This is a genomic window from Streptomyces sp. CRN 30 (genome assembly GCF_034105845.1).
Genome location: NZ_JAVRHI010000448.1, coordinates 133,988 through 151,581, shown reverse-complemented (window position 1 = coordinate 151,581; position 17,594 = coordinate 133,988). Strand labels below are relative to the sequence as shown.

15 protein-coding genes are annotated in these 17,594 nt (G+C 71.4%); 14 read left to right on the top strand and 1 reads right to left on the bottom strand.

Going from position 1 to position 17,594, the window contains the following annotated elements; all coding sequences use genetic code 11:
• Window positions 1–81 precede the first annotated feature (81 nt).
• From UW392_RS51265 to UW392_RS51230, 8 genes are all read left to right on the top strand, one after another.
• Window positions 82–1,434 carry a nitrate/nitrite transporter gene (locus UW392_RS51265; RefSeq protein ID WP_320782301.1) on the top strand — a complete coding sequence of 451 codons (1,353 nt, stop codon included), beginning with the start codon at window positions 82–84 and terminating at the stop codon, window positions 1,432–1,434.
• Between the two features lie 119 nt (window positions 1,435–1,553).
• On the top strand, window positions 1,554–2,708 hold the full coding sequence (locus UW392_RS51260) for a uroporphyrinogen-III synthase (RefSeq protein WP_320782300.1): 1,155 nt from the start codon (window positions 1,554–1,556) through the stop codon (window positions 2,706–2,708).
• Between the two features lie 96 nt (window positions 2,709–2,804).
• Window positions 2,805–3,452, top strand: coding sequence for a CGNR zinc finger domain-containing protein (locus UW392_RS51255; RefSeq protein ID WP_320782299.1), 648 nt, complete (start codon window positions 2,805–2,807; stop codon window positions 3,450–3,452).
• 199 nt (window positions 3,453–3,651) lie between these two features.
• Window positions 3,652–4,176 (top strand): sigma-70 family RNA polymerase sigma factor, encoded by a 525-nt coding sequence (locus UW392_RS51250; RefSeq protein ID WP_320782298.1) that lies wholly within the window; start codon window positions 3,652–3,654, stop codon window positions 4,174–4,176.
• A gap of 53 nt (window positions 4,177–4,229) precedes the next feature.
• Window positions 4,230–5,006, top strand: coding sequence for a zf-HC2 domain-containing protein (locus UW392_RS51245; RefSeq protein ID WP_320782297.1), 777 nt, complete (start codon window positions 4,230–4,232; stop codon window positions 5,004–5,006).
• A 59-nt stretch (window positions 5,007–5,065) separates the two neighbouring features.
• Window positions 5,066–7,384 (top strand): HelD family protein, encoded by a 2,319-nt coding sequence (locus tag UW392_RS51240; RefSeq protein WP_320782296.1) that lies wholly within the window; start codon window positions 5,066–5,068, stop codon window positions 7,382–7,384.
• Window positions 7,385–7,817: 433 nt separating this feature from the next.
• Entirely contained in the window at window positions 7,818–9,236 is a 1,419-nt protein-coding gene (locus UW392_RS51235) for an NAD-dependent malic enzyme (RefSeq protein WP_320782295.1), read from the top strand.
• A gap of 299 nt (window positions 9,237–9,535) precedes the next feature.
• Window positions 9,536–9,817, top strand: coding sequence for an HU family DNA-binding protein (locus UW392_RS51230; protein WP_004987462.1), 282 nt, complete (start codon window positions 9,536–9,538; stop codon window positions 9,815–9,817).
• A gap of 153 nt (window positions 9,818–9,970) precedes the next feature.
• Here UW392_RS51230 and murA read toward each other — a convergent pair whose 3' ends face one another.
• The gene (gene murA, locus UW392_RS51225; protein WP_320782294.1) at window positions 9,971–11,317 is read right to left on the bottom strand and encodes a UDP-N-acetylglucosamine 1-carboxyvinyltransferase; all 1,347 of its coding nucleotides are present in this window, start codon (window positions 11,315–11,317) and stop codon (window positions 9,971–9,973) included.
• Window positions 11,318–11,570: 253 nt separating this feature from the next.
• Here murA and UW392_RS51220 point away from each other — a divergent pair, with 253 nt between their 5' ends.
• From UW392_RS51220 to UW392_RS51195, 6 genes are all read left to right on the top strand, one after another.
• Window positions 11,571–12,140, top strand: coding sequence for a YqgE/AlgH family protein (locus UW392_RS51220; protein ID WP_320782293.1), 570 nt, complete (start codon window positions 11,571–11,573; stop codon window positions 12,138–12,140).
• A 30-nt stretch (window positions 12,141–12,170) separates the two neighbouring features.
• A complete protein-coding gene (locus UW392_RS51215; RefSeq protein ID WP_189419969.1) occupies window positions 12,171–12,455 on the top strand; it encodes a DUF3039 domain-containing protein in 285 nt (94 codons plus the stop codon).
• Window positions 12,456–12,664: 209 nt separating this feature from the next.
• Window positions 12,665–13,933 (top strand): extracellular solute-binding protein, encoded by a 1,269-nt coding sequence (locus UW392_RS51210; RefSeq protein ID WP_320782292.1) that lies wholly within the window; start codon window positions 12,665–12,667, stop codon window positions 13,931–13,933.
• Window positions 13,930–14,895: a sugar ABC transporter permease gene (locus tag UW392_RS51205; protein ID WP_320782291.1), complete on the top strand. Its 966-nt coding sequence runs from the start codon at window positions 13,930–13,932 to the stop codon at window positions 14,893–14,895. The genes UW392_RS51210 and UW392_RS51205 overlap by 4 nt, the downstream gene beginning before the upstream one ends.
• Window positions 14,892–15,716 carry a carbohydrate ABC transporter permease gene (locus UW392_RS51200; protein WP_320782290.1) on the top strand — a complete coding sequence of 275 codons (825 nt, stop codon included), beginning with the start codon at window positions 14,892–14,894 and terminating at the stop codon, window positions 15,714–15,716. Before UW392_RS51205 ends, UW392_RS51200 begins: the two co-directional genes overlap by 4 nt.
• A 41-nt stretch (window positions 15,717–15,757) precedes the next feature.
• Window positions 15,758–17,389, top strand: coding sequence for a beta-N-acetylhexosaminidase (locus UW392_RS51195; RefSeq protein WP_320782289.1), 1,632 nt, complete (start codon window positions 15,758–15,760; stop codon window positions 17,387–17,389).
• The last annotated feature ends 205 nt before the right edge of the window (window positions 17,390–17,594 follow it).

Here is a 17,594-nt window from a genome sequence, read left to right as displayed (position 1 = left end):
ACCGGTCACCCACAGCCACAACCCCGAAACGCACCCTCCCTACCTTCGGAATTCCGAGGCACGGAGGAGCGTGGAGGCGTCATGGCAGCAGGTCGCTGGATCGAGCACTGGGACCCCGAGGACGAGACCTTCTGGAAGGAGAAGGGGGAGCGGACCGCCAACCGGAACCTGTTCTTCTCCGTCCTCTCCGAGCACATCGGGTTCTCGGTCTGGACCCTGTGGTCCGTGCTCGTGCTCTTCATGGGCCCGGAGTACGGGCTCACCCCCGCCGACAAGTTCCTGCTGACGTCCGTCGTCACCCTCGTCGGAGCCGTCGCCCGGGTGCCGTACACCTTCGCCGTCGCCGTCTTCGGCGGGCGGAACTGGACGATCGTGTCGGCCAGTCTGCTGCTCGTGCCGACCGTCGCCGCCTTCGTGGTGATGGAGCCGGGTACGTCCTTCTCCACCTTCCTCCTGGTCGGGCTGCTGGCCGGCATCGGCGGCGGCAACTTCGCCTCCTCCATGACCAACATCAACGCCTTCTTCCCGCTCCGCAGGAAGGGCTGGGCGCTCGGCATGAACGCCGGCGGCGGCAACATCGGCGTGCCGGTGATCCAGCTCGCCGCGCTCGCCATCATCGGGGCCAGTGGCGGGCCGCGGGTGCTGCTCGGGATCTACATCCCGCTGATCGTCGTCGCCGCCGTCCTCTCCGCGCTCTACATGGACAACATCGCGTCCGTGAAGAACGACACCGGCGCAGCCAAGGACGCCGCCCGCGACGGTCACACCTGGATCATGTCGTTCCTGTACGTGGGGACGTTCGGGTCGTTCATCGGGTACTCGTTCGCCTTCGGGCAGGTGCTGCAGAGCGGGTTCGGGCGGACGCCGCTCCAGGCCGCGTACCTCACCTTCATCGGCCCGCTGCTCGGCTCCCTCATCCGGCCCGTCGGCGGCAAGCTCGCCGACACCTACGGCGGCGCGAGGATCACGCTGTGGAACTACGTCGCGATGGGCGCCGCCACCGCCGTACTGATCGTCGCGAGCATGCGGGAGTCGCTCGGGCTGTTCGTCACCGCCTTCGTCTTCCTGTTCGTCCTCAGCGGGCTCGGCAACGGGTCGACGTTCAAGATGATCCCGGGCATCTTCCAGGCCAAGGCCGAGGCCAAGGGGTTGACAGGCGAGGCGGCGGTCGCCCACGGGCGGCGGCTGTCCGGGGCCTCCATGGGCATCATCGGCGCCGTCGGCGCCCTCGGCGGCGTCGGTATCAACCTCGCCTTCCGCCAGTCCTTCCTCTCCTACGGCTCCGGCACCGGCGCCTTCGTCGCCTTCCTCGCCTTCTACGCCGCGTGCTTCGTGATGACGTGGGCGGTATACCTTCGGCGTCCGGCCGTCGCGGCCCCGGCCACGGCGACGCCCACCGAGGAGAACGCGCAGCTCAGCTACGCCAAGGTGTGACGTAACACCGGTGACATACGTCCGAACCGAGCCTGTCACGCGCCGTTGACAGGCTCGTTCGGCACGATGAGCGGCAACGAGCGGCAACAAGCGGCACTGACCGGCACGGGACGAGGGCCATGGACGACACGCAGCGATCACCCGACGACCACGGCCCCCTGGCCGGCTTCACCGTGGGCGTCACCGCCGCCCGCCGCGCCGACGAACTCGGGGCCCTCCTCGCCCGGCGCGGCGCGGCCGTCCTGCACGCCCCCGCGATCCGCATCGTGCCGCTCGCCGACGACAGCGAACTGCTCGCGGCGACCAAGGAACTCATCGACCAGGCACCCGACGTCGTGGTGGCCACCACCGCCATCGGGTTCCGGGGATGGGTCGAGGCCGCCGAGGGCTGGGGGCTCGGCGAGGCCCTCCTCGACCGGCTGGGCACGGTGGAGCTGCTCGCCCGCGGGCCCAAGGTCAAGGGCGCCGTCCGCGCCGCGGGGCTCACCGAGGAGTGGTCCCCGTCGTCGGAGTCCATGGCCGAGGTCCTCGACCGCCTCCTGGAGGAGGGCGTCGAGGGGCGGCGCATCGCCGTACAGCTGCACGGCGAGCCGCTGCCGGGCTTCGTGGAGTCGCTGCGCGCCGGCGGCGCGGAGGTCGTCGGCGTCCCCGTCTACCGGTGGATGCCGCCGGAGGACATCTCCCCCGTCGACCGGCTCCTGGACGCCGCCGTCTCCCGCGGCGTGGACGCCGTCACCTTCACCAGCGCCCCCGCCGCCGCCTCCCTGCTCACCCGCGCCGACGAACGCGGCCTCCTCCCCGAGCTGCTCACCGCCTTCGGCCACGACGTCCTGCCCGCCTGCGTCGGCCCCGTCACCGCGCTGCCGCTCCAGGCCCGCGGCATCGACACCGTGCAGCCGGAGCGGTTCCGGCTCGGACCCCTCGTGCAACTGCTCTGCCGGGAACTGCCCGCACGGGCACGGGCCCTGCCGGTCGCCGGGCACCGGATGGAGATCCGCGGGCACGCCGTACTGGTGGACGGCGCGCTGAAACCCGTACCGCCCGCCGGGATGTCCCTGCTGCGGACCCTGGCCAAGCGGCCCGGCTGGGTCGTGCCCCGCGCGGAGCTGCTGCGCGCCCTGCCCGGCGCCGGACGCGACGAGCACGCCGTGGAGACGGCCATGGCCCGGCTGCGCACCGCCCTCGGCACGCCGAAGCTGATCCAGACGGTCGTCAAGCGCGGCTACCGGCTCGCCCTGGACCCGGTGGCCGAGACCAAGTACGGCGACGACTGACAAGCCGTATCCAGCGGTACGAGGGGTTCCGGGCCGGGGTTCGGGCAGGCACTGTGGGAGGGACGGTACGCCGAGACCCTAGGCGGTGACAGGCACATGGCACTGGGCACGGTCACGGTCCCCTTGGAACTGCGGTTCGACGCCGGGCGGATCTGCCTGGATCTCCTCGCCACCGACCATCCCGAGGAACGGCTCGACTCCGTCGAGGTGCTCCGGGCCTGGATCACCGGCTCGGGACTGGTCCCGCCGGGCACCCCCCTGGACCACGCCGACCACTCCTGGCCCCCGGCCTTCCGCGAACTCCGCGACGACACCGAGCGGCTGGTCGAGGAGGCGCTGCGGGACGCGGCGGGCGAACGGGCACCGGAGGCGGGCCGCCCCGGCGACCTCGCGGCCCTCGACCGCCTCGACTCGACCGCCCTCACCCACCTCAACTCGACCGCCCGCGCCGCGCCTCCCGCCCCCCGTGCCGTCCGCGCCCCGGACGGCGCCCTGGTCCGGGAGCTGGCCGGGCCGCCCGAGTGCGCCGCCCTGCTGGCCGCCCTCGCCCGGGACGCCGTGGAACTGCTCACCGACCCCGTCGCCCGGGGCGCCCTGCGCCGGTGCGAGGGCGACAGCTGCCCGATCGTCTACCTGGACACCTCCCGGGGCCGGCGGCGCCGCTGGTGCTCCAGCGAGGTCTGCGGCAACCGCGAACGCGTCGCCCGCCACCGACGCCGCGCCGCGGCCCTCGCCCGCGCCTGAACGATGACCTGGGTTCCCGCGCGCCGCAGGAATTCACAGGTGCTCCAGGAAATCTGTCCGCGACCTTTGAACACCCCGCCTTCCCCGTCCGTACCGAATGGACGAGCGACCGACTCGGGGGAACCCCCGGACACCGGAGGTGGGCGTGCGCAAGGATCCCGTCGTGGCCAAGGAACGCGGTACGAGGGCCCGACATCGCATGTCCAGCCAACCCTCGGAGCCGGACGAGGAGTTGATGCGCGCCCTCTACCGGGAGCACGCCGGCCCCCTGCTGGCGTACGTGCTGCGGCTGGTCGCGGGGGACCGGCAGCGCGCCGAGGACGTGGTGCAGGAGACGCTCATCCGGGCCTGGAAGAACGCCGGTACGCTCAATCGGGCGACCGGATCGGTACGCCCCTGGCTGGTGACGGTCGCCCGGCGCATCGTCATCGACGGCCATCGCAGCCGGCAGGCCCGGCCGCAGGAGGTCGATCCGTCGCCGCTGGAGGTCATCCCCGCGGAGGACGAGATCGACAAGGCGCTGTGGCTGATGACGCTGTCGGACGCGCTCGACGACCTGACCCCGGCCCACCGGGAAGTGCTCGTCGAGACGTACTTCAAAGGGCGTACCGTCAATGAGGCCGCCCAGACGCTGGGCATCCCCAGCGGAACAGTCCGCTCACGGGTGTTCTACGCCCTGCGGTCGATGAAGCTGGCACTGGAGGAGCGGGGGGTGACGGCGTGACGAACGGTGTTCGCGGGGGATTCGGAACGGGAGGTCCGGGTATGGCTGGCCCCATGCAGGGATCCTCGGTGCCGAACGAGCACGAGACCGTGGGCGCCTACGCCCTCGGGATTCTCGACGATGCCGAAGCAACCGCTTTCGAGGCACACCTCGCCACCTGCGAGTGGTGCGCCCAGCAACTGGACGAACTGGCCGGCATGGAGCCGATGATGGCGGCCCTCGCCGACCTGCCGGGCGCGGGCACGCCCGCGATCGGCGAGTCGCTCTCCGCCCGGCCCGCCCCGCGGCTCGCGGAGAAGCTGGTCGACGAGGTCGCCGAGCGGCGCGCCCGAAAGAAGCGCCGCAACCTCTACCTGGTGTCCACCGCCGCCGCGCTCATCGTCGCCGGTCCGTTCGCCGCCGTGGCGACCACCAGCGGGGGCGACGACCCGGGCGGCGGCGGCCGGAAGACGGAGGCCGGTCAGGTCAGCCCCGCCGAGTCCGCCTTCGCCGAGATGACCGACCGGGTCACCGCGACCGACCCCGGCACCGAGGTCAGCGCGACCGTGGCGCTGGAGAAGAAGGCGTGGGGCACCGAGACGGTCCTGGAGCTGAAGAACGTCAAAGGGCCCGAGAAGTGCGCCCTGATCGCCGTCGGCAAGAACGGCGAGCGGCAGACGGCCTCCTCCTGGTCCGTCCCCGAGTGGGGCTACGGCATCCCGGACGCGACCGAGGAGAAGGCCCAGAAACCGCTGTACGTCCAGGGCGGCGCCGCCCTGGAGCCGAACGAGATCGACCACTTCGAGGTCATGACCTTCGACGGTCAGCGTCTGGTCGAGGTCGACGCGTAGCTTCACCGGCCCCCTTCGCTTAAGGTTGACGGCTGCCCAGCACGTCAGAAGGGGGCCCGGTGGCCGCACAGGCGCAACGAGATTCGGCGGTCGAATCGGCGCACGACCAGGTACGGGACGACTCCGTACGGGACCGAGAGATCACCGTGGAACAGGCACACCTGGACCGGGTGTACCGCCGCCTGGAGGAGAAGATCCACGAGGCGGAGTTCCTCATGCACGACGCGGCCCAGCGCGGCCACGTCGGCACGCCCGGCGCGCTGGCCGAGCGCGACGCCCAGGTCTTCCGGGCGGGCATCCACCTCAACCGCCTGAACAACGAGTTCGAGGACTTCCTCTTCGGCCGCGTCGACCTGCTCGCCGGCAAGGACGGCAAGAAGGGCCCGGACGGCGCGTACACGGCCGTGGAGCCCGCCGAGGGGGCCGTACGGGCCGACCGCACGGCCGACATCGCCGAGACCCTGCACATCGGCCGGATCGGCGTCCTGGACGCCGAGTACGCCCCGCTGGTCATCGACTGGCGGGCACCCGCCGCGGCCCCGTTCTACCGGGCCACCGCCGTCGACCCCGGCCGGGTCGTGCGCCGCCGCGTCATCCGCTCCAAGGGGCGGCGCGTGCTCGGCGTCGAGGACGACCTGATGCGGCCCGAGATCACCGCGTCCCTCGACGGCGAGGAACTGGCCGTGGTCGGCGACGGCGCCCTGATGGCCGCTCTCGGACAGGCCCGCACCCACTCCATGCGGGACATCGTCGCCTCCATCCAGGCCGAGCAGGACCTGGTGATCCGCGCCCCCGCCTCCTCGGTGACCTACGTCGAGGGCGGCCCCGGCACCGGCAAGACCGCCGTCGCCCTGCACCGCGCCGCCTACCTGCTCTACCAGGACCGGCGCCGCTACTCCGGCGGCATCCTGATCGTCTCCCCGACCCCGCTCCTCGTCGCCTACACCGAGGGCGTCCTGCCGTCGCTCGGCGAGGAGGGCCAGGTCGCGATCCGCGCCATCGGCTCCCTGGTCGACGGCGCCGAGGCCACGCTCTACGACTCCCCGTCCACCGCCCGCGCCAAGGGCTCCGACCGCATGCTCCGGGTGCTGCGCAGGGCCGCGCGGGGCGCCCTGGAGCTGAGCCGCGCCCCGGAGCGGCTGCGGGTCGTCGCCTTCGGCCGGCGCCTGGAGCTGGAGGCGGCGGAGCTGGCCGAGGTCCGCCGCACCGCCCTCGGCGGCACCGCCCCGGTCAACCTGCTGCGCCCGCGCGCCCGCAAGCTGCTCCTCGACGCCCTGTGGGAGCGGTCCGGCGCCGCCGCCCGCCACACCGACCCGCAGCTCGCCGCGGAACTGCGCTCCTCCTTCGACGAGGACGTCGTCGCGGAGGACCCCTTCATCGAGTTCCTCGACGCCTGGTGGCCGGAGCTGACCCCGCGCGGGGTGCTCGCCTCGATGGCCGACGAGAAGCGGCTGGGCCGCTGGGCGCGGCGCATCCTCAACCCGGGCGAGGTGCGCCGGGTGGCCCGCTCGCTGCGGCGCGAGGGGTACTCCGTGCACGACATCGCCATGCTCGACGAGCTGCAGGCGGTCCTCGGCGCCCCGGCACGTCCCCGCAAGCGGCGCGAGGCCGACCCGCTGGACCAGCTCACGGGGCTTGAGGAGCTGATGCCGCAGCGCGAGGAGACGCGGCGCGAGCGGGCCGAGCGGCTGGCGGAGGAGCGCACCGAGTACGCCCACGTCATCGTCGACGAGGCGCAGGACCTGACGCCGATGCAGTGGCGGATGGTCGGCCGCCGCGGCCGGCACGCGACGTGGACGGTGGTGGGCGACCCGGCCCAGTCGTCCTGGTCCGACCCGGACGAGGCGGCGGCCGCCCGCGACGAGGCCCTGGGCACCCGGGCGGCCCGCGCCCGCCGCTTCTCGCTCACGGTCAACTACCGCAACCCGGCGGAGATCGCCGCGCTGGCGGCCCGGGTGCTCGCCCTGGCGATGCCCGGCTCCGAGTCGCCGCGCGCGGTCCGCTCCACGGGCGTGGAGCCGCGCTTCGCGGCCGTACGGGGCTCCCTGGGCGGCGCCGTCCGCGAGGAGGCCGCCCGGCTCCTGGACCGCGTCGACGGCACGGTCGGCGTCGTCGTCGCCATGAACCGCCGCGAGGAGGCCCGCCGCTGGCTCGCGGAGCTGGGGGACCGCGTGGTGGCGCTGGGCAGCCTGGAGGCCAAGGGACTGGAGTACGACGCGACGGTGGTCGTCTCGCCCGCGGAGATCGCGGACGAGTCCCCGGCGGGCCTGCGCGTGCTCTACGTCGCGCTGACCCGGGCCACGCAGCAGCTGACGGTCGTCTCCGGGGAGCGGGACGAGCCGGACGCGGCGGGCGTCCCGGACCTGCTCCGCGACTGACGACCGGCGCCCGTACCGGCACACACGTGAGGCCCGCACCGTCCGGTGCGGGCCTCACGTCTCACGCTGTATGACACCGACCCGCCATGCTCGCCTCGCGGCAAGTGGTCGCTCGAAGCGACGAAGGTTGGGCCCGGGGGCTTGGATCGGGCCGGTGCCACGTCCAAGGTAACAAACGATCCCCGCAAGACAATTCCCGTCCCGAGGTTCTCTCCGTGATCCCTTCCCGGATCTCTTCCCAGGACGCGGCGATTCTCGTATGGTGGAAGTAGTTTTCCGAAAATGCCGTCCGGTGTCGTGCGGTGGGCTGTACGGGAAGCGAACAAAACGTTCGCAATCCGGGGCGGCTACCGCCTACCCAGGGGTAGGTGCGACGATCGGACGGCACGACCAAGCGACACGAGCGACACGGTAAAAGCAGAGGAAGTCGGCCATGGCTACGGCGCCCAGCGTCTCCTACTCGATGACCATCAGGCTGGAGGTGCCCGCGAGCGGAACCGCCGTCTCGGCGCTCACCACCGCCGTCGAGTCCTCCGGAGGCTCGGTGACCGGCCTCGACGTCACGGCGTCCGGCCACGAGAAGCTGCGCATCGACGTCACCATCGCCGCCTCCTCCACCTCGCACGCCGACGAGATCGTCCAGCAGCTGCGCTCCATCGACGGCGTCACGCTGGGCAAGGTCTCCGACCGTACGTTCCTGATGCACCTCGGCGGCAAGATCGAGATGGCGTCGAAGCACCCCATCCGCAACCGCGACGACCTCTCCATGGTCTACACCCCGGGCGTGGCCCGCGTGTGCATGGCGATCGCCGAGAACCCCGAGGACGCCCGCCGCCTCACCATCAAGCGCAACTCGGTGGCGGTAGTCACCGACGGCTCGGCCGTCCTGGGCCTGGGCAACATCGGCCCGAAGGCCGCGCTGCCGGTGATGGAGGGCAAGGCGGCCCTCTTCAAGCGGTTCGCCGGCATCGACGCCTGGCCGCTCTGCCTGGACACCCAGGACACCGACGCGATCGTGGAGATCGTCAAGGCGATCGCCCCGGGCTTCGCCGGCATCAACCTGGAGGACATCTCCGCGCCCCGCTGCTTCGAGATCGAGGCCCGGCTGCGCGAGGCCCTGGACATCCCCGTCTTCCACGACGACCAGCACGGCACCGCCATCGTCGTCCTGGCCGCCCTCACCAACGCCCTGCGCGTGGTCGACAAGGGCATCGAGAACGTCCGCGTCGTCATGTCCGGCGCGGGCGCGGCCGGCACCGCCATCCTCAAGCTGCTGCTCGCCGCCGGGGTGAAGAACGCCGTCGTCGCCGACATCCACGGCGTGGTGCACGCCGGGCGCGAGGACCTGGTCGACGCCGCCCCGGAGTCGGCGCTGCGCTGGATCGCCGACAACACCAACCCCGAGGGCCTCACCGGCACCCTGAAGGAGGCCGTGCGCGGCGCCGACGTCTTCATCGGCGTCTCCGCCCCGAACGTCCTGGACGGCGACGACGTGGCCGCCATGGCCGACGGCGCGATCGTGTTCGCGCTGGCCAACCCCGACCCCGAGGTCGACCCGGCCGTCGCCCGGCAGACCGCCGCGGTGGTCGCCACCGGCCGCTCCGACTTCCCCAACCAGATCAACAACGTGCTGGTCTTCCCGGGTGTCTTCCGCGGCCTGCTGGACGCCCAGTCCCGCACCGTCAACACCGAGATGATGCTGGCCGCCGCCCAGGCCCTGGCCGACGTGGTGACCGAGGACGAGATCAACCCGAACTACATCATCCCGTCCGTCTTCAACGACAAGGTCGCCGGGGCCGTCGCCGGCGCCGTCCGCGAGGCGGCGAAGGCCGCGGGCGCCGCGGCCGTCTGACCACCCCGGCCCGAGGGAGCCCGCGGGGATCTGTGAGGATCACCACGGGACCCTCGCCCGGCGCGTCGCTGGACGGGCACCCCGCGGGAGCCCCTTAGGGTGGGCGGCCGGGCCCCGGCCGTCCTTCGTGTGACTCCCAAGGGTGTTCTCACGACTCCTGCGGGTGCCGGATTGGCTTTACCGCCGCAGGTAGAGGCAGGATGCCTCCCTGGGCGCGAGGGTCTGGCGACGGGCCTGCCCAACATGCGGCTCCGCCGCGTGGCACGCCTCAACGGCAAGAAAGACACGGGAGTAACAACATGAACCGCAGTGAGCTGGTGGCCGCGCTGGCCGACCGCGCCGAGGTGACCCGCAAGGACGCCGACGCCGTGCTGGCCGCGTTCGCCGAGGTCGTCGGCGACATCGTCTCCAAGGGCGACGAGAAGGTCACCGTCCCCGGCTTCCTGACCTTCGAGCGCACCCACCGTGCCGCTCGCACCGCCCGCAACCCGCAGACCGGTGAGCCGATCCAGATCCCGGCCGGCTACAGCGTGAAGGTGTCCGCGGGCTCGAAGCTGAAGGAAGCCGCCAAGGGCAAGTAAGCGTCTCCCCGGTGAGCGCCGGGGGAGTGCGCGCGGGTCCGTTGTGGCTGGTCGCGCAGTTCCCCGCGCCCCTGAAGGGCGCTTTGCCGAACGCCGATGGGGCGGTCACCCGGACTCGGGTGACCGCCCCATCGGCGTTCGTGTGCCGGCCGTCTACCCGAGGGCCTTGCCCGGGAGCTCGACCTTCGCGCCCAGCTCCACGAGCTTCTCCATGAAGTTCTCGTAGCCGCGGTTGATCAGGTCGATGCCGTGGACCCGGGACGTGCCCTGGGCGGCGAGGGCCGCGATCAGGTACGAGAAGCCGCCGCGCAGGTCGGGGATGACCAGGTCGGCGCCCTCCAGCTCGGTGGGGCCGGAGACGACCGCCGAGTGCAGGAAGTTGCGCTGGCCGAAGCGGCAGTCCGAGCCGCCGAGGCACTCGCGGTAGAGCTGGATGTGGGCGCCCATCTGGTTCAGCGCCGAGGTGAAGCCGAGCCGGGACTCGTACACCGTCTCGTGGATGATGGACAGCCCCGTGGCCTGGGTCAGGGCGACCACCAGCGGCTGCTGCCAGTCGGTCTGGAAGCCGGGGTGGACGTCCGTCTCCAGCGCGATGGACTTCAGCCGCCCGCCCGGGTGCCAGAAGCGGATGCCCTCGTCGTCGATCTCGAAGGCGCCGCCGACCTTGCGGTAGGTGTTGAGGAACGTCATCATCGAGCGCTGCTGGGCGCCGCGCACATAGACGTTGCCCTCGGTCGCCAGCGCGGCCGACGCCCAGGAGGCGGCCTCCAGGCGGTCGGCGAGGGCGTGGTGGGTGTAGCCGCCCAGCTCGTCCACACCGGTGACGCGGATCGTCCGGTCGGTGTCCATGGCGATGATCGCGCCCATCTTCTGCAGTACGCAGATGAGGTCCTCGATCTCGGGCTCGACCGCCGCGTTGGACAGCTCGGTGACGCCCTCGGCGAGCACCGCGGTCAGCAGCACCTGCTCGGTGGCGCCGACCGAGGGGTAGGGCAGCCGGATCTTCGTGCCGCGCAGCCGCTGCGGCGCCTCCAGGTACTGCCCGTCGGCCCGCTTCTCGATGGTCGCGCCGAACTGCCGGAGCACGTCGAAGTGGAAGTCGATGGGCCGGCCGCCGATGTCGCAGCCGCCGAGGCCCGGGATGAAGGCGTGCCCGAGCCGGTGCAGCAGGGGCCCGCAGAAGAGGATCGGGATGCGGCTCGACCCCGCGTGGGCGTCGATGTCGGCGACGTTCGCGCTCTCCACGTGGGTCGGGTCGAGCACCAGCTCACCCGGTTCGTCGCCCGGACGGACCGTCACCCCGTGCAGCTGCAGCAGTCCGCGTACGACCCGCACGTCGCGGATGTCCGGAACATTGCGCAGCCGGCTCGGCGCGCTGCCGAGGAGCGCGGCCACCATGGCCTTCGGTACGAGGTTCTTCGCACCGCGGACACGGAGCTCGCCCTCCAGCGGGGTTCCGCCGTGGACAAGCAGTACGTCATCAGCGCCGTTGACGGTCATGAATCTCGCGTTCCGTGGAGTGGGGCAGGGGCCAGAAGGGAAAGGGTAATCGTCCTCCGGCCCCAGGCTGTCAGCCCCGGACCGCACAGCCCCCGCACGGCCCGCTCACAACACGAACCGTGCGTTCGCGGGCACATGCGGTCACCGTGACGGGCGCGCGGCGGGGCGCGTCGCGGGGACGTCTGAGCTGGGTTCACTCCGGTGCCCCCGATTGCCTCCCCACCGCACGGGAAGATGCGGGATCATGTCAGGCATGACCGAGGTGTCCTCGCTCACAGGGCGGCTGCTCGTGGCCACACCCGCCCTGTCGGACCCGAACTTCGAGCGTGCGGTGGTGCTCCTCCTCGACCACGACGAGGAGGGCTCCCTCGGCGTTGTCCTCAACCGGCCGACCCCGGTCGGCGTGGGCGACATCCTGGACGGCTGGGCGGAGCTGACCGGTGAACCGGGCGTCGTCTTCCAGGGCGGCCCGGTCTCCCTGGACTCGGCGCTGGGCGTCGCCGTGGTGCCCGGCGACGGGGACGGCGGAGCCCCGCTGGGCTGGCGCCGGGTGCACGGCGCCATCGGCCTGGTCGACCTGGAGGCGCCGCCGGAACTGCTCGCGCCGGCGGTCGGCTCGCTCAGGATCTTCGCCGGGTACGCGGGCTGGGGACCGGGCCAGTTGCAGGACGAACTGACCGAGGGCGCCTGGTACGTGGTGGAGTCCGAACCCGGTGACGTCTCCTCGCCGTCGCCCGCCGGACTCTGGCGCGAGGTGCTCCGCCGCCAGCGCAGCGAGCTGGCGATGGTGGCGACGTATCCGGACGACCCGTCGCTCAACTGAAGCGGGCGCCCTTCAGTACCCTTGGCGGTTATGAGCACTCTTGAGCCCGAGCGCGGGACTGGTACGGGGACCCTCGTCGAGCCGACGCCGCAGGTGTCCCACGGCGACGGCGACCACGAGCGCTTCGCCCACTATGTCCAGAAGGACAAGATCATGGCGAGCGCCCTCGACGGCACCCCCGTCGTGGCGCTGTGCGGCAAGGTCTGGGTACCGGGCCGCGATCCGAAGAAGTATCCCGTCTGCCCCATGTGCAAGGAGATCTACGAGTCCATGAGCGGCGGCGGAGACGAGGGCAAGGGCGACGGCAAGAAGTAGCCCGGCCTTCTGCTCACGGGCCCCCGGAAGTGCGAGTTCCGCCGCACTTCGGGGGCCTTCGCGCTGTCCGGGGCGCCCGTGGTGCGGTGACGGGGAAATGGTTCAGACCTCTTGTGGACATGTTGATGTAGTACTTAGCCTCCATGGTGTTGTGCAGAGCGAAACCGTCATTGCATATGTTGCAACGCCTGCTTGCGGAGGACCGCTGTATGAAGCTCCCCGTCCGACTGGCTCTCCTACTCGCCGTCGCCGCCACCGCCTGCGCCCCCCAGACCTCCGGCCCCGGTGACTCCTCCGCCGGCAGGGACGAGAAATCCGGCACCCTGCGCGTCTGGCTCTTCCAGGAGGTCGGCAACGAACCGAAGGAGGCGGCCGTCCGGGCCGTCGTCGACGGCTTCGAGAAGGCCCACGACGGCACCGACGTCCGCGTCGAGTACATCCCCGTGGAGACCCGCGCCCAGCGCGTCAAGGCCGCCTTCAACGACCCGGCGTCCGCGCCCGACGTCATCGAGTACGGCAACACCGACACCGCCGGCTACGTCAAGGACGGCGGACTCGCCGACGTCACCGCCGAGTTCGACGCCTGGAACGAGACGAAGGACACCGACCCGACGGCCCGCCGGTCGGTCACCGTGGACGGCGTGGTCTACGGGGCGCCCTACTTCGTCGGCGTCCGCGCCCTGTACTACCGCACCGACCTCTTCGCGGAACTGGACCTCGAACCGCCCCGCACGCTCGGCGAACTCGCCACCACCGCCCGGAAGATACGCGCCGCCGAACCCGGCCTCTACGGCCTCGCCGTCGGCGGCGCCTACACCTACGGCGCGATGCCGTTCCTGTGGGCCCACGGCGGGGAGCTGACCGCGCTCGACAGCGCCGCCTCCCGCAAGGGCGTCGAGGCGTACACCGACCTCTTCGGCGACGACAACTGCCCCGCCGCGAAGTGCGCCGGCATGGGCGGCAACGACACCGTGACCGCCTTCGCCGCCGGCAAGGCGGGCATGGCCGTCGGCGGCGACTTCAGCCACCAGGCCGTGGAGGCGGGCAAGGTCAAGGGCAAGTACGCGGTCGTCCCGCTGCCGGGCGTGGAACCGGGGTCGGTCGCGCCGGCCTTCGCGGGCGGCAACAACATCGGTGTCCTGAAATCCACGTCGCACCGGACGCTCGCGGTCGATCTGATGAAGCGGCTCGCGTCCAAGCGGGCGCAGAAGCAGATGTTCGAGGCGATGGGGTTCCTGCCGACCTTCACGGACGTACGGGAGTCCGTGGCGGCACAGGAGCCGTTCGTGAAGCCGTTCGTGGACACGCTGGCGGCCGGGACGGAGTTCGTGCCGGTGTCGGCCGCCTGGGCGGCCGTCGACGCGGGGCAGGTGCTGCCGACCATGTTCCAGGAGGTCGTGAGCGGGCGGAAGTCCGTCGCAGGAGCGACGGGGGACGCGGCGCGGAAGATGGACGAGGCGTTCGGCTCCGCCGGATGAGTGTCGTCTCCAAGGCGGCGGTCGGGCCCGGCCGGTCGCGCCCACGCGGCGGCAGCCGCGAATCCAGGACAGCCCCGCGCCCCTTCCACAGGCGTACCCGTACTCCCTGGATCTACCTCGCGCCCGCTCTCGTCGTCCTCGGCGGGCTGCTCGTCTACCCCGTCTACCAGCTCGGGCTGATCTCCTTCCTGGAGTACACCCAGGCTCAGGTCAGCGGCGGGGAGCCGACCTCCTTCCAGGGGTTCGGGAACTACCGCACGCTCTTCTCGGACCCGGAGTTCTGGCGGGTGCTGGCCGCCACCGTCGTCTTCGCCGGGGCCTGCGTCGTCAGCACGCTCCTCGTCGGGTGCGCGCTCGCCGTGCTGCTGACCCGGGTACGGGCCGTGCCGCGGCTGGCGCTGATGCTGGCCGCGCTCGGCGCGTGGGCGACCCCGGCGGTCACCGGGTCGACGGTGTGGCTGCTGCTCTTCGACGCCGACTTCGGGCCGGTCAACCGCATCCTGGGACTCGGCGACCACTCCTGGACGTACGGGCGGTACAGCGCCTTCCTGCTGGTGCTGCTCGAAGTGGTGTGGTGCTCGTTCCCCTTCGTCATGGTGACGGTGTACGCCGGTATCCGCTCCGTGCCCGCCGAGGTGCTGGAGGCCGCCGCCCTGGACGGGGCCTCGCAGTGGCGGATCTGGCGCTCCGTACTGGCACCGATGCTCCGGCCGATCCTGACGGTCGTCACGATCCAGTCGGTCATCTGGGACTTCAAGGTCTTCACCCAGATCTACGTCATGACGGGCGGCGGCGGTATCGCCGGGCAGAACCTCGTCCTGAACGTGTACGCCTACCAGAAGGCCTTCGCGTCCTCCCAGTACAGCCTCGGCTCGGCGATCGGCGTCGTCATGCTGCTGATCCTGCTCGCCGTCACCCTCGGATACCTGCGGCTGCTCCGGCGCCAGGGGGAGGAGTTGTGAAGCGTTCATGGCGGTTCACCGCCGAGGCGTCGGCACTGCTGATCGCCGTGGTCGTCGCCTTCCCGCTGTACTGGATGGTGCTGAGCGCCTTCAGACCGGCCGGTGAGATCGAGTCGGACCGGCCGCGTCCATGGACCCTGGAGCCGTCCCTCGACGCGTTCCGGCGCGTCTTCGGGCAGCAGGAATTCGGCCGTTACTTCCTCAACAGTCTCGTCGTCGCGGGCGTCGTGGTGATCGCCTCCGCGCTCATCGCGTTTCTCGCCGCGACCGCCGTGACGCGATTCCGGTTCCGTTTCCGGACCACCCTGCTGATCATGTTCCTGGTCGCCCAGATGGTGCCCGTGGAAGCGCTCACGATCCCCCTGTTCTTCCTCATGCGCGACCTCGGGCAGTTGAACACCCTGGGATCGCTGATCCTGCCGCACATCGCCTTCTCACTGCCCTTCGCGATCTGGATGCTGCGGGGTTTCGTGAAAGCCGTACCGGAGGCCCTGGAGGAGGCCGCGTACCTCGACGGGGCGAGCCGGGCGAGATTCCTCTGGCAGGTCCTTTTCCCGCTCGTCTTCCCCGGCCTCGTGGCCACGAGTGTCTTTTCCTTCATCTCGACCTGGAACGACTTCCTGTTCGCGAAGTCGTTCATCATCAGCGACACCTCGCAGTCGACGCTGCCGATGGCGCTGCTGGTCTTCTACAAACCCGACGACCCGGACTGGGGCGGCGTGATGGCCGCGTCCACGGTGATGACCGTCCCCGTCCTGGTCTTCTTCGTCCTCGTGCAACGACGACTCGTCTCCGGCCTCGGCGGAGCGGTGAAGGACTGAACCCGAAAGGCGCGGGACCGACATGAAAGGTGCCCACTGACATGACCGACGAACTCTCCCTGATCCCGGCACCGCGCGAGGCGGCCTGGAGCGCCGCCTCGTACGTGGGCCTCGGCGCGGAGACCCGACTGGACGCCGGACCGGGCACCGAGGGCGTCGCCCGCTGGCTGCGTGCCACGCTCGGCGCCGCGACCGGCCTGCCGCTCGCCCCGGACGACGGCGGCGCGGCCTCCGACCGGCTGGTGCTGTCCATCGACCCCGGCCTCCCCCCGGAGGGCTACCGCCTCACCGTCGGCGACCCCCTCGCCCGCATCGAGGGCGGCAGCGCCGCCGGCGTGTTCTGGGGCGCGCAGACCCTGCGCCAGCTGCTCGGACCCGACGCCTTCCGCCGGGCCCCGCTGCGCCCCGGCGACGACTGGGACCTGCCGGAGGTCACCGTCGAGGACGCCCCCCGGTTCCGCTGGCGCGGCCTCATGCTCGACGTCGCCCGGCACTTCATGCCCAAGGACGGAGTGCTGCGCTATCTCGACCTGATGGCCGCGCACAAACTCAACGTCTTCCACTTCCACCTCAGCGACGACCAGGGCTGGCGGGTCGAGATCCAGCGGTATCCGAAGCTCACCGAGACCGCGTCATGGCGGCCCCGCTCGAAATGGGGCCACCGCGCCTCACCGCTCTGGGACGACAAGCCGCACGGCGGTTTCTACACCCAGGACGACATCCGCGAGATCGTCGCCTACGCCGCCGAACGCCACATCACCGTCGTCCCCGAAATCGACGTGCCCGGCCACTCCCAGGCCGCCATCGCCGCCTATCCGGAACTCGGCAACACCGATGTCGTAGACACCGGCGAGCTGGGCGTCTGGGACACCTGGGGCATCTCCCCGAACGTGCTCGCCCCCACCGAACAGACCCTCCGCTTCTACGAAGGCGTCTTCGAGGAACTCCTCGAACTCTTCCCCTCGGAGTTCATTCACGTCGGCGGCGACGAATGCCCGAAGGACCAGTGGCGCCGCTCGGCCACCGCCAAGGCACGCATGGAGGACCTCGGCCTCGCGAACGAGGACGAACTGCAGTCCTGGTTCATCGGCCACTTCGCGACCTGGCTCGCCGCGCGCGGACGCCGCCTCATCGGCTGGGACGAGATCCTGGAGGGCGGCCTGGCCCCCGGCGCCGCGGTCTCCTCCTGGCGCGGCTACGAGGGCGGCATCGCCGCCGCGCGCGCCGGACACGACGTCGTCATCTGTCCTGAGCAGTACGTCTACCTGGACCACCGGCAGGACGGCGGCGCCGACGAACCGGTACCGATCGGGTTCGTGCGCACCCTGGAGGACGTCTACCGTTTCGAGCCGGTTCCCCCGGGGTTGACCCCCGAGGAAGCCGGGCGCGTCCTCGGCACCCAGGCCAACCTCTGGACCGAGGTGATGGAGAGCCCTGCCCGCGTGGACTACCAGGCGTTCCCCCGGCTCGCCGCCTTCGCCGAGGTCGCCTGGAGCCCGCTGCCCGACCCCGCCGGCCGGGACTTCGCCGCCTTCGAGCACCGTATGGCCGCCCACTACCGGCGACTTGACGCCCTCGGGGTCTCCTACCGGCCGCCCGCCGGGCCCCGCCCGTGGCAGCGGCGCCCCGGCGTCCTCGGCCGTCCGCTCGACGGGCCGCCCCCGAACAAGTAACGGCCCGCCCCGAACAAGTGGGGAACAAACCGCAAACAAGTCCTACTGGCCCCAACCCGCATGAATTGTCCCATCTCCCTGATGAGACGGGCGAATGCCTCCTAGCGGACCCCCGCGTTCGGGTGCTGCGATGATGTGCCAGAGTTGCCACGTCCGCCCTGTCAGCACGTACCGTACGGCGCACGGGCGGGACCAGTGGGACAGC